Origin of the sequence: Streptomyces sp. NBC_01363 (assembly GCF_026340595.1) — a bacterium.
Lineage (GTDB): Bacteria > Actinomycetota > Actinomycetes > Streptomycetales > Streptomycetaceae > Streptomyces.
This window is the reverse complement of sequence record NZ_JAPEPF010000002.1, coordinates 1,259,445-1,285,498: the sequence shown is the minus strand read 5'-3', so window position 1 is coordinate 1,285,498 and position 26,054 is coordinate 1,259,445. Positions and strand designations below refer to the sequence as shown.

General features: G+C 71.7%; 15 protein-coding genes. 6 read left to right on the top strand and 9 right to left on the bottom strand.

Going from position 1 to position 26,054, the window contains the following annotated elements:
• Window positions 1–27 precede the first annotated feature (27 nt).
• Window positions 28–1,239, top strand: a complete 1,212-nt coding sequence (locus OG611_RS33575) for a Dyp-type peroxidase (protein ID WP_266428909.1) — start codon at window positions 28–30, stop codon at window positions 1,237–1,239.
• Between the two features lie 254 nt (window positions 1,240–1,493).
• Here OG611_RS33575 and OG611_RS33570 read toward each other — a convergent pair whose 3' ends face one another.
• Entirely contained in the window at window positions 1,494–1,853 is a 360-nt protein-coding gene (locus OG611_RS33570) for a hypothetical protein (RefSeq protein ID WP_266428906.1), read from the bottom strand.
• Between the two features lie 49 nt (window positions 1,854–1,902).
• Window positions 1,903–3,696, bottom strand: a complete 1,794-nt coding sequence (gene ctaD, locus OG611_RS33565) for a cytochrome c oxidase subunit I (RefSeq protein WP_266428903.1) — start codon at window positions 3,694–3,696, stop codon at window positions 1,903–1,905.
• Between the two features lie 510 nt (window positions 3,697–4,206).
• On the opposite strand from ctaD, the gene OG611_RS33560 reads away from it, so the two are divergent.
• A complete protein-coding gene (locus OG611_RS33560) occupies window positions 4,207–5,901 on the top strand; it encodes a GAF domain-containing protein (RefSeq protein WP_266428900.1) in 1,695 nt (564 codons plus the stop codon).
• Window positions 5,902–5,915: 14 nt separating this feature from the next.
• Here OG611_RS33560 and OG611_RS33555 read toward each other — a convergent pair whose 3' ends face one another.
• Window positions 5,916–6,650 (bottom strand): response regulator transcription factor, encoded by a 735-nt coding sequence (locus OG611_RS33555; protein ID WP_266431369.1) that lies wholly within the window; start codon window positions 6,648–6,650, stop codon window positions 5,916–5,918.
• Window positions 6,651–6,916: 266 nt separating this feature from the next.
• On the opposite strand from OG611_RS33555, the gene OG611_RS33550 reads away from it, so the two are divergent.
• Window positions 6,917–8,254 carry a globin domain-containing protein gene (locus tag OG611_RS33550; protein WP_266428897.1) on the top strand — a complete coding sequence of 446 codons (1,338 nt, stop codon included), beginning with the start codon at window positions 6,917–6,919 and terminating at the stop codon, window positions 8,252–8,254.
• Here the strand turns inward: OG611_RS33550 and OG611_RS33545 are convergent.
• Window positions 8,205–8,756, bottom strand: coding sequence for a vitamin K epoxide reductase family protein (locus OG611_RS33545; protein ID WP_266431367.1), 552 nt, complete (start codon window positions 8,754–8,756; stop codon window positions 8,205–8,207). The genes OG611_RS33550 and OG611_RS33545 overlap by 50 nt on opposite strands.
• Window positions 8,757–8,881: 125 nt before the next feature.
• Entirely contained in the window at window positions 8,882–9,361 is a 480-nt protein-coding gene (locus tag OG611_RS33540; RefSeq protein WP_266428895.1) for a hypothetical protein, read from the bottom strand.
• 220 nt (window positions 9,362–9,581) lie between these two features.
• On the opposite strand from OG611_RS33540, the gene OG611_RS33535 reads away from it, so the two are divergent.
• Together OG611_RS33535 and argB are read left to right on the top strand one after the other, a co-directional pair.
• Complete coding sequence (locus OG611_RS33535; protein ID WP_266428892.1) at window positions 9,582–10,040, top strand: pyridoxamine 5'-phosphate oxidase family protein; 459 nt, start codon at window positions 9,582–9,584, stop codon at window positions 10,038–10,040.
• 200 nt (window positions 10,041–10,240) lie between these two features.
• Window positions 10,241–11,089 (top strand): acetylglutamate kinase, encoded by an 849-nt coding sequence (argB, locus tag OG611_RS33530; RefSeq protein ID WP_266428890.1) that lies wholly within the window; start codon window positions 10,241–10,243, stop codon window positions 11,087–11,089.
• Between the two features lie 79 nt (window positions 11,090–11,168).
• Here the strand turns inward: argB and OG611_RS33525 are convergent, their stop codons facing one another.
• Complete coding sequence (locus tag OG611_RS33525; RefSeq protein ID WP_266428887.1) at window positions 11,169–11,690, bottom strand: GNAT family N-acetyltransferase; 522 nt, start codon at window positions 11,688–11,690, stop codon at window positions 11,169–11,171.
• Window positions 11,691–11,811: 121 nt separating this feature from the next.
• Complete coding sequence (locus tag OG611_RS33520) at window positions 11,812–12,021, bottom strand: MbtH family protein (RefSeq protein ID WP_266428885.1); 210 nt, start codon at window positions 12,019–12,021, stop codon at window positions 11,812–11,814.
• 268 nt (window positions 12,022–12,289) lie between these two features.
• Here OG611_RS33520 and OG611_RS33515 point away from each other — a divergent pair, with 268 nt between their 5' ends.
• A complete protein-coding gene (locus OG611_RS33515) occupies window positions 12,290–13,402 on the top strand; it encodes an alpha/beta hydrolase-fold protein (RefSeq protein WP_266428883.1) in 1,113 nt (370 codons plus the stop codon).
• Between the two features lie 48 nt (window positions 13,403–13,450).
• On the opposite strand, the gene OG611_RS33510 is transcribed toward OG611_RS33515, so the two are convergent.
• Together OG611_RS33510 and OG611_RS33505 are read right to left on the bottom strand one after the other, a co-directional pair.
• Window positions 13,451–15,151, bottom strand: coding sequence for an ABC transporter ATP-binding protein (locus OG611_RS33510; protein ID WP_266428881.1), 1,701 nt, complete (start codon window positions 15,149–15,151; stop codon window positions 13,451–13,453).
• A complete protein-coding gene (locus OG611_RS33505; protein ID WP_266428879.1) occupies window positions 15,138–26,018 on the bottom strand; it encodes a non-ribosomal peptide synthetase in 10,881 nt (3,626 codons plus the stop codon). Before OG611_RS33505 ends, OG611_RS33510 begins: the two co-directional genes overlap by 14 nt.
• Window positions 26,019–26,054 lie beyond the last annotated feature (36 nt).

Genomic DNA, 26,054 nt, shown 5'->3' with positions numbered 1-26,054 from the left:
AGATGTTTTATCGTCTCCAATAGGTCTATGCCCACCGAACAGGGAAATGCGCAGGATCCACCCCGACCCGCGGCGACCGGTTTCGGGCGGCGTCGGGCACTGCTCGCAGCCGGAGCGGTGCTCGCAGCCGGGGCCGGCGCGGCAGCCGACGAACTGGCGAGAGGCGACCGGACAGCCGGCCGTGCCACCTCCGGCGCCCCGCCGATCGAGGCCGCGATTCCCTTCCACGGCGCCCGACAGGCAGGCGTCATGGCGCCCCAGCAACCGGCGACGCACCTGCTCTCCTTCGACCTCCCCCGGACCTCGGCCGCCACCGACCGGAAGGCCCTTCGCAGCGTCCTCGGCGCGCTGACCAGCACGCTCGCCACCGCAGCCGCCGACGCCCCGCCGGACCCGCGGCTCCAAGGCGGTGGCGCGACCCGGCTCACCTCCCTGGTCGGCATCGGCCCCGCTCTCGCCGCTCGGCTCGGCCTCGACGTCCCCGCCTCGCTGGTGGAGTTGCCGCCGTTCCCCGACGACCGCCTCGACCCGCGCCGCAGCAACGGCGATCTTCTGGTCCAACTGTGCGCAGCCGACCGCTGGACGCTCACCGTCGTCGCCGAACTCGTCGGCAGGGCCGCACACGCCGTCGGCGCCGTGCCGCGCTGGACCCAGTCCGGCTTCCTGCCCCACACGGCCCCGGGCACCACCCCGCGCAACTTGTTCGGCTCCAAGGACGGCACCGCCAACCCCGATCACGCGGCGGCCGAGCAGTGGGTCTGGGGCCCACCCGGAGCCCACGGGGACGGCACCATTCTGGTCTACCGCAGGATCCGCATGGACGTCACCGGCTTCGCGGCTCTCTCCGAGGGCCGACGCGACCGGGCGATCGGCCGCCGTGCCCGCGACGGCGTCGCCCTCAGCGGCACCGCCGAGCATGACGAGCCGGACATCTACGCCAAGAACCCCGACGGTTCCTACGTCATCCCCGCCACCGCCCACGTGCGTCTCGCCAGCCCCCGCTTCGACGGCGGTGCCCGTATGCTCCGCCGCAGTTACAGCTACGACGACGGCCCGACCGACCGCGGCCTTCTCTTCTGTGCCTTCATGCGCGACTCCGCCCAGTTCACCCGCGTCCAGAACCGCCTGGCCGCCCGCGACGCCCTCACCCCGTTCCTCCAACACCGGGCCTCGGCCGTGGCCTACGTCCTGCCCGGCGCCGCATCCGCCGGGACTCTCGGCGAACAGCTCTGGACCTGAGGTCCGCCGCGCCAGGCCGGTCGGCAACGGCGATCCCGAGCACGACCGAGCCCCGTTGAACACCGTGAGGCCGCGACGCGTCGTCTCGCTCACCCGCCCGCGCTCCCATATCTCACACTTTCCGACGGGAGAGTGGGTCGGGACACTCGCCGGACCTCCGCATGCGTGCACCGCCGGACGGAGATCCGCCACATCCGGCTTCGCATACCGGCGCTCCGTGGTCCTGATCCCTGGCCGAACTGTCTGCTGCTCGTCTACTCGTCCTCGGTGGTCCCGGCCGGGCCGCCGGTCCGTACCGGAAAGAGCGTGGACCAGCGTGCTTCCTCCTCGCGCTGCTCCTGGCCCCGTCGCAGCCGCGCCTGGACGGTCAGGGACACCACGGCGGTGGTGCCCGCGACCGCCGGCAGCGCGGCCACGACCGGAGCGACCGGCATGAGCAGCAGAAGCAACGTGAGGGCCGCCGATCCCCACGCGGTCAGTACGGCGGCCGCGGCCGGCCGCCGGGAGCGCGGCCGGTCCTGGCCCGCTCGCAGATCGACATAGGCAGGCAGGTGCCAGACGTTGCCGGACGCGAGCAGCACGACGACGCCGACCGCCAGAACACCGTGGGACATCGGGCAGCACTCTCCTGAGGGCGGGGTTCGGGGACGGGAGACGGAAGGGTCAGTGCGGTACAGCGGGTTCGAGTTCGAGTGCGGCGATCTCCGGGTGGTGCAGATCGAGGGCCGGGGACTCGCTGCGGATGCGGGGCAGCGAACTGAAGTTGTGCCGGGGCGGAGGACAGGACGTGGCCCATTCCAGGGAGCGGCCATAGCCCCAGGGGTCGTCGACGGTGACCTTCCGGCCGTACTGGCTGGTCTTCCAGACGTTGTAGAAGAAGGGCAGGAACGACAGTCCGAGGAGGAACGAGCCGATGGTGGAAAGGGTGTTGAGAGCGGTGAATCCGTCAGCGGCGAGATAGTCCGCGTACCGGCGCGGCATTCCCTCGGCTCCGAGCCAGTGCTGTACGAGGAATGTGAGGTGGAAGCCGACCGTCAGCACCCAGAACGTGATTTTGCCCAGGCGCTCGTCGAGCATCCTTCCGGTGAACTTCGGCCACCAGAAATGGAATCCGGCGAACATCGCGTACACGACCGTACCGAAGAGCGTGTAGTGGAAGTGGGCGACGACGAAGTACGAGTCGGAGACGTGGAAGTCCAGGGGTGGCGAGGCCAGGATGACGCCGGTCAGTCCGCCGAAGACGAAGGTGATCAGAAATCCGGTGGTCCACAGCATCGGCGTCTCGAAGGACAGCGATCCCTTCCACATCGTGCCGATCCAGTTGAAGAACTTCACTCCGGTCGGTACGGCGATCAGGAAGGTCATGAAGGAGAAGAACGGCAGCAGTACGCCGCCGGTCACATACATGTGGTGGGCCCAGACGGTGACAGACAGTCCGGCAATGGCGATCGTCGCGGCGACGAGACCGATGTAGCCGAACATCGGCTTCCGGGAGAAGACCGGAATGATCTCGGAGACGATCCCGAAGAACGGCAGCGCCAGTACATAGACCTCGGGGTGGCCGAAGAACCAGAAGAGGTGCTGCCACAGAAGCGCGCCTCCGTTGGCGGGGTCGAAGATGTGTGAGCCGAACTTCCGGTCCATCTCCAGCGCGAAGAGCGCCGCGGCCAGGACCGGGAAGACCAGGAGGATGAGTACGGCGGTCAGCAGTACGTTCCAGGTGAAGATCGACATCCGGAACATCGTCATTCCCGGGGCCCGCATGCAGATGATGGTGGTGATGAAGTTCACCGCTCCGAGAATGGAACCGAAGCCGGAAAGCGCGACGCCCATGATCCACATGTCGGCGCCGATGCCCGGTGAATGCGTGGCGTCGGACAACGGGGCATAGGCGAACCATCCGAAGTCGGCGGCGCCCTGCGGCGTGAGGAACCCCGCGGCGGCGATCAGCGATCCGAAGAGGAACAACCAGTACGCCAGCATGTTCAGCCGCGGAAACGCCACATCGGGTGCGCCTATCTGAAGCGGCATGAGCCAATTGGCGAATCCCGTGAACAGCGGCATCGCGAACAGCAGCAGCATCACCGACCCGTGCATGGTGAATGCCTGATTGAACTGCTCGTTGGAAACGATCTGCGTGCCGGGGCGGGCGAGTTCGGCGCGCATCACGAGTGCCATCGCGCCGCCGATGAGGAAGAAGACGAACGCGGTGACGAGATAGAGCGTGCCGATCTGCTTGTGATCGGTCGTCGTGAGCCACGAGACGACGATCCGCCCGCGGGACGACCGGCCCGGCAGATCGGTGCCGGGGGGCGTCGCCGGCTCGCTCGTACCCGCCCGGGTGTCTCCGCGGCCGTTCCTGGCGGAGGGCGTGTCGGCGACGGCGGCTCCGGGGTCAGGGGGCACGGGTCCCTGTGCGGGGGCGGCTCGGTTGCCCTGCGATTCCATTGCGTCCACCGGACCGTGTCCTCCAGCTCTTGCGGCTCTTCGAGCGCTCCCCGCCGCACGGGCGGAGGGGAGCGGTCGGAAAGGTCCGGCGGATCACGAGGGGACGGACCGGACCTTCCCGGCCGCACCATGCTGGCCGTGCCCCTCGAAGCCCTCCAGGGACCGACGGGTACCGTCCACGGGGCCGACCGGCCCTACTGCCGGTCCGTCAGGCGGCCGACCGGCCTCGCCCGGGCCGGTCCGGGAGGCGGCAGTGCACCGCCGGGCCCTCGGCCCCGTGGCTGTCGTAGGCTGACCGTCCGTGGACCGGTCCCAGCCCTGCGGTGATCCGGTGAGCGATTTCCCGGCATACGGCACACGGATCCTGAGAGCGGCGCCCCGATGACAGAGACAACACCTACCGCGCCCGACTCCCCCTTCGGAGTCCCTTCTCCCGGGTCCGCCTCCCCCGCCCTCGACTCGCCCGGAGCCCGCTGCACCGGTCCGGCGGCCTGGCCCCAGCCCAGCCGGCCGGACAGGATGCGCAGTCTGCTGGATGCCGTGATGAGCCTGGGGCGGGGCCTGGAACTGCCCGAGGTGCTCCGCGGGATCGTGGAGGCCGCGGTGACCCTGACCGACGCGGAGTACGGAGCGCTCGGCATCGTCGGGGACGGGCAGAAGCTGCTGGAGTTCCTGCCGGTCGGCATATCGGAGCAGCTCGCCGCCGTGATCGGCCAGACGCCGTGCGGGCGCGGAATCCTCGGTGAGCTGATCCATCACCCGCAGCCGCTGCGGCTCACCGATCTGAGCAGCCATCCCCGCAGCTTCGGTTTTCCGCCCCATCATCCCCCGATGCGCACCTTCCTCGGGGTGCCGGTGCGGGTTCGGGACGAGGTGTTCGGCAACCTCTACCTCACGGAGAAGCGGGGCGGGGTGAGCTTCGACGCCGACGACGAGGCGGTGCTGACCACCTTGTCGATCGCGGCCGGGGTCGCCATCGACAACGCCCGCATGTACGACGAGAGCCGTCGTCGGGAGCGGCGTCTGGAGGCACTGGGCGAGATCACCCGCACCCTGCTCTCGGGGACGGACGCCGACGAGGTGCTGCATCTGATCGCCGAGCGGGCGATGGAGGTGGCGGGCGCCGACCGGGCCGCGATTCTGCTGCCGACGCCCCCCGCGTCGCTCTCCGGGGCCTCGGAGACATCCGGGGCCGAGGCGCGTCTGACCGTTGCCGTCGCCCATGGCAGGGACGCCGAGCGCGTGACGGGGCTGTCCGTACCCGCGCGGGGATCACTGGCCGGACTCGCCGCCCGTACGGGGACACCGGTGCACTGCGCCGATGTCCGTTCCGATCCCCGGGCCCACCCGTTCGGCGACGGTGCCGAGGACGGTCTGGGCCCGGTGGTGACGGTGCCTCTGCGAGTCGACACCGGGGCCAAGGGCGCACTGCGTCTGGGGCGGCCGGTGGACCGCCCGCCGTTCGACGACACCGAGGTCGCGCTCGTCTCGGGCTTCGCCGACCAGGCGGCCATCGCCCTGGAACTGGCCCGTAGGCGGGCCGAGTCCGAGGAACTCGCCGTCATGCACGACCGGGACCGGATCGCCCGCGATCTGCACGATCTGGCGATCCAGCGTCTCTTCGCGACCGGGATGACCCTCCAGAGCACCACGCGTGCCATCGCGGACCGGCCGGACGCGGCCGAGCGGGTCAGCCGCGCGGTGGATGATCTGGACACCACGATCCGGATCATCCGGTCCACCATCTTCGATCTGCGGACGGCGGACGGTTCGGGCCGCGGCGGGCTGCGGCACCGGATGGCGGAGACCGCCCGCACGGCGGCGCACGCCCTTGGCTTCCGGCCCTCCGTGCGGATAGACGGGCCGGTGGACACCACAGTCCCGGACGAGCTGGCCGAGCATGTGGTGGCGGTCGCCGCCGAGGCAGTGTCCAATGCCTCTCGCCATGCCCATGCCACTCGTATCGGCATCATGCTGTCGGCCGACGACGCGGTGACCCTGACCGTCACCGACAACGGCATCGGAATCCGGGACGGTGTCACGACCGCGTCCGGGACAGGAGCAGCGGTCGAGGCCGGTGAACCGGCGGCCGAACGCCTCGGAGGGCTGGCCAATATGCGTACGCGGGCAGAGCTCTGCGGCGGCATACTGGCCATCGAACGGCCGGCGGACGGCGGCACCCGGATCATCTGGCGCGTGCCGCTCCACGACTGACGCCCGAGTGTCCGTCAGCCGCGTGGGGCCGGGGGCCACCCCTGGCGGTCCTTGATCCGGCCGACGAGCATCGCGGCCTGGATGCGTCGGCCCACGCCCAGTTTGGCGAGGATCGAGGAGATGCGGTTCTTGACGGTCTTCTCGGCCAGGAAGAGACGTTCCGCGATCTCACGGTTGGTGAGGCCCTCGCCGATGAGGTCCAGGATCTGCCGTTCCCTGGGCGTGAGTCCGTCCAGTTCCGATGCCTCCGACGCCTCGGCGGGAGGTCGCTCGGTGCCCCGCAGCCGGGCCATCACGCGGGCGGTCGTCCGCGGATCGAGCATCGAGGTGCCCGACGCGACCGTGCGTACGGCGGCGATCAGATCGGCTCCGTTGATCTGCTTGAGCACGTACCCCGCGGCCCCCGCCATGATGGCGTCGAACAACGCCTCGTCGTCGTCGAACGACGTCAGCATCAGACAGGCGAGTTCGGGCATCAGTGCGCGCAGTTCCCGGCACACCTCGATACCGGCGTGGTCCCCGCCCCGGTCGTCGCCGAGGCGTACGTCCAGCACGGCGACCTGCGGTCTGCTGGCCGGTACGCGGGCCAGCGCCTCCCGGGCGTCGGACGCCTCGCCGACGACCTCGATGTCGTCCTCGGCCTCCAGCAGATCGCGTACGCCGCGCCGTACGACCTCGTGGTCGTCGAGGATGAAGACGCGTACGGGGGCCGCGGACGGCGGGGTCGTACTCGACGGGGTCGTGCTCAGTGGGGAATTCGCGAACTCATTCACATCGTGCTCGATCGGTTCGGGGAGAGGGCCGCAAGACAGTATGTGCCCGTCCCGGGGCCCGTTCCCGCCGGGGTGCGACAGCATGGTGAACGGCGTCTGAACAGGGCCGAAAGGCCCTGTGGCCGGGGGCCGGTCAGCGGGCCGGACGCGGTGCCATACTGACGCCGCCAAGATCGTCCGGACGCCACGGACATCTCCCTTCCCGGCCACCCCACTGCGCTGCACCGAGGAGTCACCGGCCCATGAACACCCCGAGCGAGGACTACCACGCACTGCTCGCACGGCATGACGCGATGCGGCTGCGACGACGCATCCTGGCCCCGTCCGGCAGCCGTGCCGAAGTGTGGAGCGCCGAGGCCCCGCAGGCGTACGACGGAACGGCCGACCAGTCGCTGATCGGTGACTCGCTCCCGCTGGTGAACCCGCTGGAGGAGCTGATCGCCGAGCTGTACCGGATCCTGTTCGAGCGGCATCCGTATCTGCGGTCGCTGTTCCCCGAGTCGATGGCGTTCCAACAGGCCCATCTCGCAGGGATCTTCCGCTATCTGATCGGCAATCTGCACCGTACGGACGAAATGATCGGCGTCTTCGGGCAGTTGGGGCGCGACCATCGCAAGCTCGGGGTGCGCCCCGCGCATTTCGAGGCCTTCGAGGCCGCGTTGATCGAGGCGCTGCGCGTGCGCGCGGGCGCCCGGTGGACCCGTGCGCTGGAGCACGCGTGGCTGCGGATGCTGCGGCTGGCCGTCTCGGCGATGGTCAGGGGCGCGGACGAGGCGATCGCCGAACCGCCCAGTTGGGAGGCGACGGTGACCTCGCACGAACTCCGCACGCCCGATCTCGCGGTGCTGCGGGTACGGCCCCATCAGCCCTACGCCTTCGAGGCCGGGAATTACGCGTCCCTGGAGTCGCCGCTGCTGGAACAGGCCTGGCGTCCCTACTATCTGGCCCGCGCGCCGCATCCGGACGGTGAACTGGAGTTCCACGTACGGGCCCGGGGCTCCGACGGGGTGAGCGATGCGCTGGTGCACGGTACGCGGGAGGGCGGCGCCGTCCGTCTCAGCGCCCCGCGCGGCGCGCTGGCCCTGCCGGATCACCTTCCGTCCTCGGACATTCTGCTGATCGCCTCCGGTACGGGCTGGGCCCCGATGAAGGCGTTGCTCCAGCGGATCGACGCCGACCGGTCCCGTGCGCACCGGGTACGGCTGCTGCTGGGTCCCGCCGCGCCGGAGGAGAGGGCTGCGGCCGAGGAGATGTACGACGCGGCGTACCTGGAGGCGTTCCGGCGCGGACGCCCCTGGCTGACCGTCGTCGCGGCCGATGCGGCGAGCACGCGCTTCGCGGGTGCCGGGCTGCGGGCCCTGAACGGAATACTGCCCCCGCATCCCGGGGCCGCCGCCCGGCAGCACGCCTTTCTGGCCCTGGCCCCCGAGGCCGCCACGACCGGGCCGGCGCGGGCCGTGGCCGCGCGGCTGGTCGCCGCCGGAGTACCGGCCGCGCAGATCCATCACGAGACCACCGGCATCGTCGCGGTCACAGAAATGTCTGCCAGTACGACCAGAACCGGACTGCTATCAGCATGACGATGGCCAGGCACCAGGTCACCGGCACCACGAGGGGGAACTCCAGCACCGCCGCGACCACGGCGCGTGGGGCGGGCAGGACGCCATGGCGCAGGTTGTGCACCGTGGTGTGCCAGAACATGAGGATGGTGGCCACCCACACGAGCATGCACCACAGGCAGAGGGCGCCTATGTCGAACAGGGCCTGGGTCATCAGCCACATGCAGAAGCCGACTCCGAACAGCGTGCCGAGGTTCAGCCCCAACCAGTACCAGCGCCGATAGCGTGCGCCTGCGAGCAGGCCCGCGCCGGTCCCCATCACCGCTCCGAAGGCGACCAGCCCGATGAGCGGGTTGGGAAAGCCGAACACCGACGCCTGCTCGCTGCGCATCCCACTCGTGCAGGACACCACGGGGCTCAGCGAGCAGGCGGGCACGAAGTCGGGGTCGGCGAGCAGTTCGAACTTGTCGATCGTGATGACGAACGAGCCGAGCAGCCCGAGCGCGGCCGTGATGACCAGCAGCCACCCGAACCCGCGCCTCGCCCCGGCGCACTCCCGGTCGTGGCCCGACCCGGACGCGTCGGCGCGGACCCGCTCGTCGGCCTCGGCCCCTTCCACCGTCCTCCCCGTCCCACGTTGCGACAGCCTCATGTCCGCACCCGTACGGAACCGTCCGGCCAGACGACCTCCACCCGGATTCCTCGCGCACGCGCGAAGGCAACCAGATGGGCGGTGGCGTCCCGGCCGTCCGACGGCGATCCGTCCCACACGGCGAGCACGGTCCGGCACGTCTCCACCAGTCGTTCATCGGCGCCGACACACGCGTCGCGGTCGGCCGGATCGAACGCCAGCAGCCGTACGTGTTCGGCCAGGACCAGCAGTTCGCCCGCGGCCGACCGGTCCCGCTCGGGCAGCACGGCGGGAACCGCGCCCTGAGCCGGCAGCAGTACTGTCAGCTTCCGCCCGGCCTCCCGGGCGGCCCGCCCGAATGCCAGCGGCAGCCCCGCGCCGACCCGCACAAGGGCGGCGGCCCCTTCTGCCAATCGGTCCAGCCTCGCTCTCAGTTCGGCTTCCACCAGTTCCAGGGACCTGCTGCTGAGGTCTCTGTGCCCGACGACTGCGATCACCGTGTTTCCCTCCTGCGTGCACCCGCGGCGTGCGATCCACCGCAGTGAACCCATCGGAGGTCCGGCGCCGCTAGGGCCGTTCGGCCCTGGGGCCGTTCGGCCCTGGTGCGGGGACGGCACCACCCGATGTACTCGTGCCTCAGGTGAGCAGACCAGGAGACGAGGCAGCCCCGTGAACCACTCATGCCATCAGTCGCCCCAGCCGTGCGTGCGCACGGCCGTGACCGCGCCACCGGAGGCGGCACCGTTCTCGGGTGCGGCGGCCGCAGGTCCGCGCCGCACGGTCGAGTTGACCGGTACCCAGGCACTGAGCCTGCTCGGCGGGGCGTCGCTCGGACGGATCGTCTTCACCCAGCGCGCGCTGCCGGCCATCCGACCGGTGAACCATCTGCTGGACGACGGTCGGATCGTGATCCTGACCCATCAGGACTCGGATCTGTTCGCCCAGGCCCGCGACCATGGCGACCGGGGGGTCGTGGTCGCCTACCAGGCCGACGACATCGATCCGCTGACCCATCTGGGCTGGAGTGTCGTCGCCACGGGCTACTGCCGTCCGGTCGCCGATCCGGACGCGCTGTCGCGTTACCGGCGGCTGCTCCGCCCCTGGCCCGGCCCGGTGATGAACTGTGCGGTACGCATCCGCCCGCATCTGGTCACCGGGATCCGGCTGGTCGCCTGACGCGAGGCGCTACGCGCCGGCCGGAACGGCGGTACGGAGCCGCACCCGTGCGGTTCCCCGGCCGAACTCGAAGCATGCTCGCCCCGCTCGCCGATCGGCAACTCCCGTCACAGGCAGGGAGTTGACCGCTGCTCAAGCCCCGGGAGGCGGGCCGGCCCGAACCAGGATCACGGCTATTTAGGTTAGGCTAAGCTAATCGTGTGAACAGGGTGCGGGGCGGCGCGGTCGTCGTCAAGTTCGGCGGCAACGCCATGGTGGACGCGGGCCTGCAGCGGGCGTTCGCCCGGGACGTCGTGGAGTTGCGGCGAACCGGCCTGCGCCCGGTCGTCGTACACGGAGGCGGGCCGCAGATCAGCGCGATGCTCGACCGTCTCGGCCTGGAGTCCCGCTTCGAGGCGGGCCTGCGGGTGACCACCCCGGAGGCCATGGACGTGGTTCGCATGGTGCTGAGCGGGCGGGTCCAGCGGGAGCTGGTCGGCCAGATCAACGCACACGGACCCTTCGCGGTGGGCATGACGGGCGAGGACGCGCACACGATGACCGCGGTGCGGCGTCCGGCCTGGGTGGACGGCCGACCGGTGGACATAGGTCTTGTCGGCGACATCGTGGACGTGAACCCCGGCATGGTGCGCACCCTCCTGGAACAGGGGCACATCCCGGTGGTCTCCCCCGTGGCACGCGGCGAGGACGGACAGGTCTACAACGTCAACGCCGACCTCGCGGCGTCGGCCCTGGCCGTGGCCCTCGATGCCGAGCGGCTGGTGATGCTCACCGACGTGGAAGGGCTGTACGCGAACTGGCCGCACAGCACCGAGGTGATCGAGCACCTGACGGCCGACGCGCTGGAAGGACTGCTGCCCGGACTGGCCGGCGGGATGCTGCCGAAGATGGAAGGCTGCCTGCGGGCCGTCCGCGGCGGCGTGGGCAGGGCGCACGTGCTCGACGGCCGCGTGCCGCACGCGGTGCTGCGCGGCATCCTGGGCGAGACCAGCCCCGGCACCACCGTGGTTCCCGACGACAGCCAGGATCGCCACAGCAGCACCGTATGACCGCGGCGGACGAAGGGCCGACGACGCACCGCCGAAGGGCCGCACCGACGGAGAGCGGCGCGCACACGCGCGCCGGCCGTCACAGGACCTTGGTGAGGATCCGCGCGTTGCGCCGGGGATCCAGGGACTCCGCCCAGGACGAAGGCGCCAGGCGCGCGGCCGTGGACTCGAAACCGTACCGGAGGAAGAGGCCGCCACCGCCGGTCGTCGCCGTGAACAGGGCACCCAGCGACTGGGCATGCGCCATGGCCAGTACCGTGCGCAGGAGCCCGGCGCCGACTCCGCGCCCCTGACTGTGCCCGGCCACGCAGAAGTTGTACAGGACACCGACGGGCCCGAGGCCCTCCCCGGGGACGGCCGGGTGCACGCGCAGGCCGACGCAGCCCTCGATGGGCCGTCCGGGGGTCTGCCTCACGAGGAAGTCGGCGGCGTGGGCGGCATAGAGGGAGGCGGGCCGCTCCCGCAGCGCCCCCGAGTGCACGAACGGCCGGGACAGTGCGGCGAGTTCGGCAGCATCCTCCTCATGCGCGGAGCGCACGGAGGAGGTCGGCACGGGGAGCGCGTGCGGCAGTGGGGCGCGGTGCGGCGTGGCCGTGATCAAGACATTCCTTACTCGGTTCACGATCGGGGACCGGCTCATCGCCTTGTCGCTCCGACGCGAGGAACGGGAGCGCCGACAGGCCCGTCCCGCGGGCGGACGCGGGGCGATTCGCCGCGTGGGGTCAGTCGGTGGTTGCCGCGAGGGAACGGGGGCGCATATCGGTCCAGTTGGTCTCGATGAACTCCAGGCACGCCTCCCGGGAGTTCTCATCGAAAGCGGTCGTCCACCCCCCGGGGACCTCGGCGAAGGACGGCCAGAGCGAGTGTTGCCCCTCGTCGTTCACCAGGACCAGGAAGCGGCCTTCGGGGTCGTCGAAAGGGTTGGTGCTCATATGTCAGTGCCTCCTGGGCCCGACGGGCCGGTGACGGCCGCGTCGTGAGTGCGCGTCAGATCGTCGGTGCGGGTGAAATCAGAGATGAGGGGAGCCGAAACATTAGGTTAGGCTCACCTAATACGAGAGGAGCCTAACCTCTCCCCCTTCCCCCTCACAAGGAGATGCCGATGCGCCTGGTGATCGAACGGCTCCGCACCGAGGACGGCACGAACGCGCCCCCGAGCACGTTCCTCCGGACCATGGCCGACCGCCTCACCGGCCGGCCATGACCGATCCCGACACCGGCCTCAAGGCCGACGAGGAGAGCGTCTTCGCCGAATTCGGGCTGCCCGGCACGCCCGGCACCGACGCGTTCTGGGCGGCTGCGCGGACGCCCGCCCCGGTGCCCGACGGCGAAGGCGGCTGGCGGACCCTGTTCCTGTGGCGCGGGGCCGGGGCCTGCATCGACTTCGAGAGCTGGTCACAGCCGGTTCCGCTGCGCCGATGGGCCGGCACGGACTGCTGGTACGCCGAAGTTCGGATGCCCGCGCGGCTGCGGGTGACCTACCGGATCATCGCGGGTGACGCCGCCCACGCGGACCCGTTCAACCCGGTCGGGGCCGGCGCCGACCGGTCCATCGCCGCGACCCCGGACGCCCCGGCCCAGCCGCACTGGCCCGTCGTCGGCGCCGACGACGTCCTGCCCCTCCCCCGCACCCGGCTCCGCTGGAGCAGCGACCGGCTCGGCGGACGGCGCACCGTGCGCGTGCACCCGGTGGGCGGTGGCGGGCCGGTGGTCCTGCTGCTCGACGGGGACGACTGGCTGCACCTGCACCCGGCCATGGCCGCGTTCGACTCGGCCGTCGCCGGTGGTGGGATGCCCCCCGTCACGCTCGTCTTCCTTCCGGCCAAGGACAGGGCGACCGAGTTCGGGTGCAGGCCCGAGCTGTGGGAGGCGGTGCGGGACGAACTGCTGCCGCTGGTGGCGGAATCCGGCGTACCGGCCGACCTGGACCGGCTGGTGGTCGCCGGGCAGAGCCTGGGCGGGCTGAGCGCGCTCTACGCGGCGCTGGAGTTCCCGGACCTGGTCTCGCGCGTCGCCCTCCAGTCGGCCTCCCTCTGGTGGGCACCCGGTGCCATGGACCTGGCGGACCCCCTGGGCGGCCCGGTCGGCGGCGCCGTCGCCGCGCGGCTGCGGCAGAACCCCGACCTGTCCCGTCTGCGGTGCGCGTTCGACGTGGGGGAACACGAGACGCGGATGCTGCCACACTGCGAACTGGCCGAGAAACTGACCGAACGGGCCGGTGCGACGGTGCGGGTCTCCCGCTCGGCTTCGGACCACGACCGGGCGGGCTGGCGGCACGCCCTGCTCAGGGACGTCGCCTGGGCTCTCGGCTGAGCGGTTCCGGGGACGTGTTCGGGCACGTCCCCGGAACCGGCCGGCGCTTCACCGGGCCACGGCCAGGCAGTAGTCGGCGTCGCCGGCCAGGAGGTTGCGGTGGGTGTCCTCGGCGGTGATGACGCCGTCGTCCAGGACGAGAACACGGTCGGCGGCGTCCAGCAGGGCCGGGCTGCTGGTGATCACGACCGTGGTACGGCCGCGGCGCATCTTCGCGACGTTGCGCGCGACGAGCTGCTCGGTGACCGCGTCAACGGCTGTCGTCGGGTTGTGCAGGACCAGCACGTCGCTGTCGGCGGCCAGGGCACGGGCCAGGGACAGCCGCTGCCGTTGCCCCCCGGAAAGGTTCGCCCCGCGGTCGCGGACCGCGTAGTCGAGCCCGTCGCGGTGGAGAGCGACGACATCGGTCAGCATGGACGCCTCGACGGCCTCGGGAATCCGCCGGCTGGTGCCCGGCGGGTCGATGTTCGTGCGGAGCGTGCCCGCGAAGATCTCCCCGTCGTACGGATTCACCAGCATGTATTCGCGGACCGCCTCGATCGACAGCTCCGCGATCGGCTGCCCGCCGAGCCGCACCTCTCCCTCGTACGCGTCGGGTGCGACGTTCACCGCGAGGACCGACGCGAGGTCGGCCGCCGCACGCGGCTGATAGACGGCGATCGCCACGAACTCACCGGCGGCCACCTCGAAATTCAGCCTGCGCAGGGACCCGTGCCGCACGCAGTCGACCGCGAGGCCTCCGCCCCCGGCCGGACGCTGCGAGCCCGGCGTCGCCACCGGCGGAGCGGAGAGCACCAGCGCCATCCGCTCGGCCGACGCGCGCGCCATCATCACGTACTTGGGCATCTCCGAGAACATCTTGAGCGGTTCGATGATGAACTGCGCGAGGCCCACGGCCATGACCAGTTCCCCGATGGTGATCCGGCCGTCGAACGCCAGCCCGCCCGCCGTCAAGGACACGGCGGCGGCGAGGACCGCGTTGAGGGCCAGCGCGGTGCCCGCGTACGTGCCGTTCACCCTGGCGACCGTGATCGCCTGGCGCTTCGCGTCCGTGCTGACCTTCCGGTAGGACCCGAACGCCGCGTGGTTGCCGCCGAATCCGTGCAGCGGGCGCAGGCCGATGATCAGGTCGGCGACCTTCGCACCCGCCCGCGCCACCCGGGCCTGCTGTTCGCGGGTACTGGCGCCGATCCGCCTGGACATCACGGCCAGGATCGACAGGATCGCTACGGTCCCCACGACCACCAGCAGGCCGAGCCGGATGTCGGCCAGGGACAGCGCGACCGCCGCGACCACCACCGCGACCAGGGAGCTGATCAGCAGCGGCACCACCTCGACGATGTCGGCGGTCTGGTCGGCGTCCTCGGTGGCGATGGTCAGCACCTCGCCGGACTTCAGGTCGACGTCCCTGGCCACCGGCTGGAGCCCGCAGGCGGCCACCTGCACCCGCCAGCGGTGCGCCTCGGTCGTGTTGGCCTTCTGCAGGACGCGCATCCCGAACCGCCACGACAGCGACACCGTCGTGATGATCACGGCCAGCGCGCCGATCGACAGGCCGAGCGCGCTCGGGCTCCGGTCCCGCATGGTGTGCTCGACGATCAGGCCGAGCGCGATGGGGAAGGCGGTCTCCCCCGCCTGGTACAGGCCCATGAGGACGGTGCCCCGGACCATGGCGCCGACGTTGCGGCGCAGCGCGGTCCGCAGGATGTCCGACCCCGGCCGGGGCCGCTGCGTGTCAGGAGTTTTCATCAAGGTGGCGGGCAATCGCTTCCGGGGTTCGCAGGGTGAACAGATCACGGATCGTGATCACAGGACCGTACTCACGGCGGAGCAGCCCGGTCAGCCGCACCGCCAGCATGGAGTGCCCTCCGAGGGACACGAAGTCGCTCACCGCGCTCACCTCGTCGTCGTCCAGGTCCAGTGCCTCGGCGAAGAACTCGCACACCGTGATCTCGTTCTCGGTCTCCGGGCCGCGCTCTCCCCCGGTGGTCAGCGCGCCGAGCGGCCTGGCCTCCGGCAGCGCCCTGGTGTCGGCCTTCCCGTTCACGGTCAGCGGGATGCTGTCGACCTGGGCGAAATGCGTCGGGCGCAGGAAGTCCGGCAGCCCGGCGCCCACTTCGGCGGCGACCCGTGCCAGGTCCGCTCCCTCCAGCACGAGATAGGCGGCCAGCCGGTACGCGCCGTCGACCTGCGGGTCGGGCTGGGCGACCGCGGCGGCGAACCGCACCGCCGGGTGCGCCGCGAACACGGCCTCGACCTCCCCCGGTTCGACCCGGTGTCCGCGGATCTTGACCTGCTGGTCGGTGCGGCCCAGGTATGTCAGGTTCCCGTCGGGCCGGCGGACCACCAGGTCGCCGGTGCGGTACATGCGCTCGCCGGGCCCGCCGAACGGGCACGCGACGAAGCGGTGGGCGGTCTGGGCGCTCTGCCCGAGGTAGCCGCGCGCGATGCCGATGCCCGATACGTACAGCTCACCGGGGACCCCGTCGGGCAGCGGCCGCAGCCACGGGTCCAGTACGTACACCTCGGTGTTGTCGATCGCGACGCCCACCACCGGGTCCTGGCACTCGAAGGTGCCGACGCCGAGGGTGTTGATGGTGTACTCGGTGGGCCCGTACAGGTTGTAGCCGACCGTTCCCTCGGTCCCGGCGAGCCGCTGCCAGAGCGTCGGGGTGACGGCCTCGCCGCCCAGCAGCACCAGCGCCGGCCGCCGTGCCGGGTTGTCGAGCAGGCCCTCGGCCACCAGTTGCTGCGCATAGGTCGGGGTCACGTTGATGACGTCGATCCCGTGCTCACGGCAGTACTCGACCAGACGGGGGGCGTCGCGGCGCAGTTCCTCGTCGCAGATGTGGACCTCGTGGCCGTCGGCGAGCCACAGCAGCTCCTCCCACGACATGTCGAACGCGAACGACACGGTGTGCGCGATCCTGAACACCCGGTGGTCGTGCTCGGCGAGGACCGGCTCGAAGATCCGCCGCTGATGGTTGATCAGCATGTTGGTGAGCCCGGCGTACTCGGTCACCACGCCCTTGGGCTTCCCGGTCGATCCGGAGGTGTAGATCGTGTACGCGGGGTGCCGCAGACGGTCCGGGTCGTCCGGTGCGAACGTCACGTAGGGATCGGCCTCCGGCAGGGGACGGTCCAGCTCGATCAGCTCGCCGCCGAGCCGGGGCGACACGGCGCTCACGGTGAGGATCACCTCGGGCCGGGCGTCCGCGACGATGGTCGTGATCCGCTCGTCCGGGTGGTCCAGTTCCAGCGGTACGTAGGCGGCGCCGACGCGCAGTACGGCGAACAGCGCCACGATCGAGTCGAGGGAGCGCGGGATCGCGAGGCCCACCGTCGTCTCGGGTCCGATGCCCCGGCGCGCGAGCACACCCGCCACCGCACGGCTACGGTCCCGGAGCTGGGCGAACGTCATGGTCGAGCCGTGGGCGACGAGCGCGACCCGCTCAGGATCGCGGTCCGCCGCCCGGTCGAAGCGGTCGACGACGGTGTCCGTACCGACTTCGGTGCGCTCGGCCGGTCCGGGGGCCGGGGCGAGGCCCGGAAGCGCGCCCACCCGTCCCGTCGACCGGGCCAGGTCCTCCAGCACGCGGAGGTAGTCGTCGAGGAGGCGACGGGCGCCCGCGGGGTCGTCGTCGCGGTGCTCCAGCTTGACCGTGAGCCGGTCGCCGGGCGTGACGACCCAGGTGAACGGGTAGTGCGTGGAGTCGTCGGCCTGCACCGAGGTGATGCCGTGCCTGGCGTTCATCTCGGCGAACGCGTCCAGGTCCAGGAAGTTCTGGAGCACGAACAGGTTGTCGAACAGGGTGTCGTGCCCACTGGCCCGCTGGATCTCGCCGAGCCCCAGGTGCTCGTGCTCCATCGCCTCGACCCTGGCCGCCTGTACGGCCGACAGGTACGCGCCGACCGTGTCGTCGGGCCGTGCCCGGGTCCACATGGGCACCGTGTTGAGCAGCACACCGACGATGCCGGCGTGGCCCTCGCCCTCCCGGCCCGAGACGGTCACGCCGAACATGGCGTCACCGCGCCCCGTGTGTGCGCCGAGAAGGAGGCCGAACGCGCCGGTCAGCACCGTGTTCAGGGTGACGCCGTGCACCCTGGCCGCGTCCCGCAGCAGCTGTGACAGTTCGACGGAGAGCGTGTGCACGAGAGCGCGCGGCAGGTCGTCCGACAGGGCCGGGGCCGGTCCGGCGAGCAGCGTCGGGCCCGGGAGCCCGGCCAGGTGCTCCGCCCAGAAGCGGTTCGACACTGCGGGGTCCCTGGCGTCGAGCGTCCGGGCGTACTCCTCGAAGCTCGGCACGGTCGGGGCCGCGGCGGGCGGCTCGCCCGCCACGACGGCCTCGTACGTGTCGAACAGGTCCCGCAGGACGATCTCCCGGGACCAGCCGTCCCAGAGCAGCAGGTGGTAGCTGAGCAGCAGGCCGTCCCGGCCGTCCGGCAGCCGCACCACGGTCAGCCGGACCAGCGGCGGCTCGCCCGGGTCGAACCCCGACTCGCGGTCCCGGGTGCGCAGCGCCTCGACCTCCGCGTCCGACGTCGCGGCGATCGTGCGGACGTCGACCCGCCGGCCCGCCTTGAGGACCTGGACCGGGTTGCCGTCGTCGTCGGTGGTGAAGCCGGCGCCCACGACCGGGTGCCGCGCGATCACGTACGCCATCGCCTCGGCCAGCGCGTCGGTGTCCAGGCGCCGCTCGAAGGTGAACCAGCTCTGCGCGACGTAGTGTCCGGCCGCGCCCGCCATCTGGGCCTGGAAGAACAGGCCCCGCTGGAGCGGGGTGACCGGTGCCGTGCGCTCGGCCGTCGTGGCGGCGTCCGCCAGGTGCTCCAGCGCGCCGCGCCAGTGCTCGGTGATCTCGTCGGGTATGCCCTCGGCGAGGGTGAAGGCCGCGTGCAGGCTTCCGGTGGCGTCGTCGGTCCACGCGTTGACCTCGACGGCGTACGGGCTGCCCTGGTCGCCGCCGTTGACGTGCAGCGCCGTGGACTCGCTGCCCCGGCCGAGGTAGTTGAACAGCACCTGCGGGCGGGCGTCCAACAGCGGTGCCGTCTGCGGGTTGAGGTACCTGAGCAGGCCGTACGCGACGTGCCCGCACTCGTCCGGCTGGCGCTCGGCGACCTCGCGCGCCGCCGCGACCGGGTCGGTGTGCGCCGTGAGCCGCACCGGTGCGATGGCGGTGAACCAGCCGACGGTACGGGAGTAGTCGTGGTGTTCCAGGGCCGGGACCCGGCCGTGCCGCTCCAGTTCGATCGCGAGGTCGGTGGGCGTGGGCTGGACGCGGGTCAGCGCGGCGCGCAGGGCGCCGCACAGCAACTCGGTGAGCCCCAGGCCGAATGCGGCGGGGGCGCTGCGCGTCACCCGGTCGCTCACCTCGGGCGCGAGCACGACCGTGGTCTCGCGCAGGTGCTGGACCTCGGGCAGCAGGGCGGGGGCCCCGAGCGTGGTGATCCAGTGTCCGAGGTCGTCGGTGACCCGTGCGGACCGCACCGCCAGCGCTTCGGCGTACTCGGCGTAGGACGTGGTGGGTGGTGCCAGGGCCGCCCCGCTCATGGCGGTGGCCAGGTCGTCGAGGAGGACCAGCCAGGACACCGCGTCGACGGCGAGGTGGTGCACGGTGACCACCAGGGTCCGGCTCGCGGCCAGCCAGGAGAAGGCGATGACGTCCCCGGAGCCGGGATCGAGCCGTCCGGCGGCCTCGTTCGCCGCGGCCGTCGCGTCGCGGGCGTCGGTCGGTACGACGGCGACCTCGCGGGCGGGTTCGGTACGCAGGGACCACACACCCTGCTCGACGCGCAGCCGCAACCGGAGGGCCGGGTGTGCGGCCACGACGGCGTTCGCGGCGCGCCGGGCGTCGGCGAGGTCGGTGCCCTCGGCCGCCACCACTGCCCTGGCCTGGGCGAACCGGGCGAGCGAACCGCCCAGTTCCCGCTGGCGCAGGATGATCGGGGTGGTCGGCAGCGGGCCGTCCTCGCGGCGGGACGGCGCGGACGTCACGGGCTGCGGGGCCCGCGCGGCCAGGTGGTCGGCGAGCGCGCGCGGTGTCTTCAGCAGGAACACGTCCCGGGGGACGATCGGCAGGCCGAGCGCCCTGGCCCGGTTGATCACGGTGATGGCGACGATGCTGTCGCCCCCGGCGCCGAAGAAGTCGGTGTCGGCGTCCACGGCGACGCCGGGCAGCGCCGCGGCGAAGACGTCGACCAGTGCGGTGAGCGCGGAGTCGCTCGTGGCCACCGGGGTGTCGTCCTGTGCGGCGCGCTCGCCCAGGGCCTTGCGGTCCAGCTTGCCGTTGACCGTCAGCGGCAGGGCGTCGACCGGCAGCACCCGGCCCGGCACCATGTGGACGGGCAGCTTGGTGGACAGCAGCGCGGTGAAGTCGCCGGGCACCCGGCCCACGACGTGTGCGACGAGGTGGTCACCGCTGTCCGCCACGGTGACGGCCGCATCGACGACACCGTCGAGTTCCCTGACCGCCGACTCCACTTCGCCGAGCTCGATGCGGAATCCCTTGAGCTGCACCTGGTCGTCGGCGCGCCCGGCGAACTCCAGCTCGCCGTCGAGCGTGCGGCGGGCGAGGTCGCCCGTGTGGTACATGCGGGAGCCGTCGGCTGCGAAGGGGTTCGCCACGAACCGGCCCGCGGTGAGCCCGGGTCGGCCCAGGTAGCCGAGCGACACCTGGTCCCCGGCGACGTAGATGGCGCCCACCCGGCCCGGCGGCACCGGCCGGAGCCGGTCGTCGAGCAGGTGGGTGACCAGGCCGGGGATCGGACCGCCGATCGGGCTGACGTCGTCGCCGGGGCCGAAGTCCTCGTCGGTCAGCACCCGGTGGGTGACATGGACGGTGGTCTCGGTGATGCCGTACATGTTGACCAGCTCGGGCGTACCGGTGCCGTGCCGCTCGACCCAGCCGCGCAGCCGCCCGAGGTCCAGCGCCTCGCCTCCGAAGACGATCCGGCGCAGCGTCGTGACCGGTTCACCGGCGAGCCGGTCGGCCTCGATGAACCGGTAGAACGCCGAGGGGGTCTGGTTGAGCACGGTCACCCCGCGCTCGCGGACCAGCCGGTGGAAGTCGACCGGGGAGCGGGTCAGCGCGTACTCCGGCACCAGCAGTTCGCCGCCGTGCACCAGCGCGCCCCACAGCTCCCAGACCGCGAAGTCGAAGGAGAAGGAGTGGAACTGGACCCATACGTCGTGCGGGCCGAAGCCCATGTCGGGCCGGGTGTTCGTGAGGAGCGTCACCACGCTGGAGTGCGGGACGGCGACGCCCTTGGGCCGGCCGGTCGAGCCCGACGTGTAGATGACGTACGCGGGATCGTGCCAGTCGGCCCCGGGCCCGGCGGTGGTGGCCTGTGGCAGCTCGTCGCCCTGGACGAGCACCCGGGCCTTCACGTCCGCTCGGGCCAGCAGGCGGGTGAAGCGGCCTTGCTGTTCACGGTCCACGAGCACGACCTGCGGGGCGGCGTCGGCGAGGATGTACTCCAGCCGCTCGTCCGGGTACGCCAGGTCCAGCGGCACGTACGCGCCGCCCGCGCCGACGACCGCGACCAGGGCGACGACCTGCTCCACGGAGCGCGGGACGGCGACGGCGACCCGCCGGCCCGGCCCGGCACCGGCCGCGCGCAGGGCCGAGGCCAACTGGTTCTTGGCGTCCGCGAGTTCGCCGTAGGTCAGGGACCGGGTGCCGTCGAGAGCGCATTGGGTGACGGCGGTGGCCGCCGGGTCACGGTTCGCGGCGGCGTCGAACAGCTCGCCCAGGGTCGCCGGGGAGATCCGCGCCGGGCTCCGGCCGGCCTCGGGGGCCAGATCGTCGACCAGGGCGTCCGGCCGGTCGAGCAGGCCGGTGAGGGTCCGGGTGAACGTGCGCAGGATCGCCTCGGCGCTCTCCCGGCGCAGCAGTTCACCGTCGTGGATCAGGTTGAAGCGCGGTCGGCCGTCGGTGGCGCGCTCCACCACCAGCGTCAACGGGTAGTGCGGGGCACCCTCGTTGACGATGCCGGTGATGACCAGCTCGTCCTCGGGGCCGCGCAGCGCGTCCAGGTCGGTCGCGACGTCGAACACCACCAGGGTGTCGAAGAGGGGGCCGGTGCCGGCCCGGCGGCCGATCCTCGCCAGTGAGACGTGCTGGTGCGCCAGCACCGTGCTCCGGTGTTCCTTCACCGCGGCGAGCAGCTCGCGCGCCGTGGTGGCGGCGGCCCACCGGGCGCGCACGGGGATCGTGTTGATGAACAGGCCCACCATGTCCTCGATGCCGGGCACCTCCGCGTCGCGCCCGGACACCGTGGAACCGAACACGACGTCCCTGCCGTGCAGGATGCCGCCCAGCGTCACCGCCCACGCGCTGTGCACGGCCACGCTCAGGGGCACGCCGGCCGACCGGGCGGCGGCGTCGAGGTCGTCGGCGGGCTCGACGCCGGTGTCGGCGAACCGTTCGGAGGGGGTGTGTCCTTCGGCGACCAGCGAGGGGCCGGGCAGACCGGCGAGTTCGCCGCGCCACACCCGGTCGCTCTCGTCGTGGTCGCGCCCGGCGAGCCAGGTCACGTAGTCGCGGTAGCCGCCGAGCGGGTACGCGGTCCCCGGCGCGTGGTACTCGGCCAGCAGCGCGCGGAGCATCGGCGGCACCGACCAGCCGTCGGCGACGATGTGGTGCACGGTCTGCACCAGGACGGTGCGGCCGGAGCCGGCCCGGATGAGCGTGTAGCGCATCAGCGGCCCGGTGGCCAGGTCGAAACCGGCACGGCGGTCCCGCTCGGCGTGGTCGCGGATCTCGTCGTCGGTGAGGGAGGGGCGGTCCAGCGTGGTGAAGGGCGCCTCCGCGCCGCCCTCGACGACGGAGACGACCCGGCCGTCTGCGAGGGCCGTGAACCGGGCGGCCAGATTGGGGTACAGCGTGAGCAGCCGGGTGGCCGCCGCCGCGAGCCGGTCGGCGTCGATGTCGCCGTCCAGCGTCAGCAGCTGCTGCTCGACGTAGCTGCCGGTCGCGTCGTCGTCGAAGACCGAGTGGAAGTACAGGCCCTCCTGCAAGGGGGTCAGCGGCAGGATGTCCCGCAGCGCCGGGCCGTCCAGGTCGTCGACGTCGGCCTGGGTGAGCCGTACCAGAGGGAAGTCGCTGGGAGAGTGGCCGCCTCCTTCGAGTGCGGCGAGGGCGGACAGGGCGGCCCGGAAGTACTCGCCGAGGGTGGTGATGTCCTCGTCGGTGAACATCCCCTCGGGCCAGGAGAGGGTGGTGACCAGCTCGTACGCGCCGCTCGCGTCGGGTTCGGCGATGGCGTTGAACTCCAGGGCGCGCGGCATGCGCATCCTGGGGTCCCGCTTCTCGCCCAACTGCCCCGTGGTGCCCGCGAGCTGCCAGTCCCCGGCGGCGCCGGCGTCGAAGCGGCCCAGGTAGTTGAACAGCACCTGCGGTGCGGGCGTGGTCAGCCCGGTGTCGGTCAGGTAGCGCAGGGCACCGTAGGAGACGCCGTTGCCGGGCACCGCGGCGAGATCCTCCTTGACCGCCTTGAGGGCGGCGGCCAGGTACGCGGGTGCGGTGAAGTCGGCTGTCGCGCCGGGGTCCACGGTCACCGGGAACAGGGTGGTGAACCAGCCCACGGTCCGCGACAGTTCCGGCTCGAAGCCGGCCGCGTCCGCCACGTAACGGCTCTCGCGGCCGTGTCCCTCCAGTTCGATGTGGGCGAACGTCTGGTCCTGCCCGCGGTCGCGGCGCCACCGGGCGAGGGTGACGGCGAGCGCGGTCAGCAGTACGTCGTTGACGCCCGCGTGGAACCTCGCGGGGATCTCGCCCAGCAGCGCGGCCGTGTCCTCGGGCCCGACGGAGAAGGTCCGTGTCCGCTCCCGGGCGACGGTGTCGGCCTCGGTCCGCGTACGTCTGCCCAGTGGTGCGTCGGCACCCGGCAGGGGGCGCTGGAAGTGGGTACGGTCCGTATCGAATGCCGCCCGCTCCAGCAGCTGCGTCCAGCGCCGGAACGACGTGCCCACGGGGGGCAGTTCGATCGGCGTGCCCGAGGCGAACCGGCGCCATGCCGTGGCCAGGTCGTCCATCAGGATCCGCCAGGACACGCCGTCGATCACGACGTGGTGGGCGACCAGGACCAGTTGCCGCGCCTCGCGGCGCCACACGGCGCGCAGCATCACACCGCCCGCCGGGTCGAGCCCGTCGGTGGCGAGCGCGACACACTCCTCCAACGGGCGGTCGCTCTCCTGCCACCCCACGACGGCCCGGTCGGCCTCGGGGATGTCGAAGCCCCAGCGGTCGCCGCGCACCAGCCTGGCGCGCAGCATGTCGTGCCGTCCGAGCACGGCGGCGAGGATCTCGTCGAGGGCGTCGGCGGTCAGCTCCGCCGGCGTGTTCAGTACGACCGACTGCACGAAGCCGTCGATCGCGTCCGTGGCCCGGCCGAGCCACTGCACGATGGGCGATCCCACGACGGAACCGGTCGCGACATCGCCGTGGTCCACGGTGGAGACGTCCTCGCGGCTCGCCACCGCGGCCAGTGCGCCGAGAACGCTGTGGGTGAAGATCTGCCGTGCGGTGACGTAGAGGCCGTCGTCCCGCAGCGCGCTCAGCAGTGAGATCGCCAGAATGCTGTCTCCGCCGAGCTGGAAGAAGTCCTGGTCGACACCGGCCCTCTCCAGACGCAGCACCGACGCGACGGCCGCGCACACCGCCCGTTCGTTGTCGGTGGCGGGCGCCACCACGGGGCCCGTGCCGATCGCGGGCTCCGGCAGGGCGCCCCGGTCGAGCTTGCCGTTCGCGGTGAGCGGGAACTCCTTCATCACGACGAGATGGGCGGGCACCATGTACTCCACCATGTGCCGGGCGGCCCACTCCTTGACCTCGTCCGCCCGCAGCTCCTCGTGGCCGGCGGCCGGGATCACGTACCCCACCAGGTAGGTGCCGCCCGCGGCGTTCTTCTTCGCGACCACGCAGGTGTGGCGTACCCCGGGGTGTTCCGCGAGGCCGACCTCGACGTCCTCGATCTCCAGCCGCATGCCGCGGATCTTGATCTGGTTGTCGGCGCGGCCGAGGAAGTCCAGCGACCCGTCGGGGGCGAACCGCGCCAGGTCACCGGTCCGGTACAGCCGGGACCCGTCCTCGGCGAAGGGGTTCGCCACGAACCGGGACGCCGTCAGGCCGGGCGCGTTGACGTATCCGCGCCCCAGGAGGAGCCCTCCCGCGTACAGCTCGCCGCCGACCCCGACCGGGACCGGGCGCAGCTCGTCGTCCAGCACGTACAGCTGGGTGTTGGGGTTGGCCCTGCCGATCGATGTCGACAGGCGTTCGGCCGCACCCCGGTAGATGACGTGGGAGACACCGATGGTCGTCTCGGCCGGGCCGTAGCCGTGGTACAGGGGGATGCCGAGCCGGGCGCGGAACCGCTCGTACAGCTCCGGTGTCAGCACCTCGCCGCCGCACCACACGTGCCGCAGGCTGTCCAGGCGGCCGGAGTCGCCCGCGATCTCCAGCAGCACGTCCAGCATGGACGACACCAGGTAGGTGAAGGTGACGCGCTGCTCGGCGATGACGCTCAGCAGATGGTGCGGGTCGCGTTCACCGCCGGGCCGCAGGATCACCAGCCGGCCGCCGGAGACCAGCGGCAGGAAGATCTCGTTGATGGAGATGTCGAAGGACAACGGCGCCTTGAACAGTGACGCGTCGTCGTGGCCGAAGCGCAGGATCTCGTCGACCTGCCACAGCAGGCGCTCGCTGATCGCCTCGTGCCGGATCATGGCGCCCTTGGGCCGTCCGGTCGAACCGGACGTGAAGATCACGTACGCCAGGGCCGTGCCGGGGACGATCGCCTCCGGTGCCTCGGCGGGGTGGGCGCCGAACCCCCAGTCTCCGAGGTCGACGGCCACGGCGTCCGGTTCGCCCGCGCCGTGCTCGCCCGAGTCGTTGAGCTGGAGCACGACCCGGGCGTCCTCGACGACGACGGCCCGTCGCGCGGCGGGCCACTGCGGATCGAGCGGCACGAACGCGCACTTGGCCTGGAGCACCGCGAGGAGCCCGATGACCATGTCGGCGGAGCGGGCGAGGGAGATCCCGACGACCTGCTCGGAGGTGAGACCGCGTTCGATCAGATGATGGGCCAACTGGCCGGAGTATTCAGCCGCTTGGCGATACGTCAGTGATCGGCGCCCATCGACGATCGCGACGGCGTCCGGCCTGGTGCGCGCCTGCTCGCGGAACATCTCCATGATGGTCGGGCGGACACGGTCGGCCCGGGTGTCGTTCCACCCGGCCAGGGCTTCGAGCCTCGCCGCAGGGCCGGACGGGCCGATGGTGCCGATGGGCCGGTCCGGGAAGTCGGCCAGGTCGTCCAGTGCGAGCTGTGCGTCGGCACGCTCGACGCCGTCGGGGACGGTGATGCTCCGGCCGTCCGCGCCGACCTCCCAGTCGCCGCTCCCGGCACCGCCGTTGTCGACCCACTCGAGGAGGTCGGCGAAGAGCGTGCCGGGGGTGAGGTCCATGCCGTCGGGGCCGGTGCCGGTCGCCCAGTACGACAGCCCGATGGCACACGCTTCGGCGATGGTCCGGTCACCGTAGTCGCCGGTCCGACGGCGCACGTCGGCCAGGCGGGTGGGAGAGAGCAGTACGCGCGGGGCGCTCGGTTCCATCATCGAAGACTCAGCATCCTTCCGAGGTATGAAGGTTAG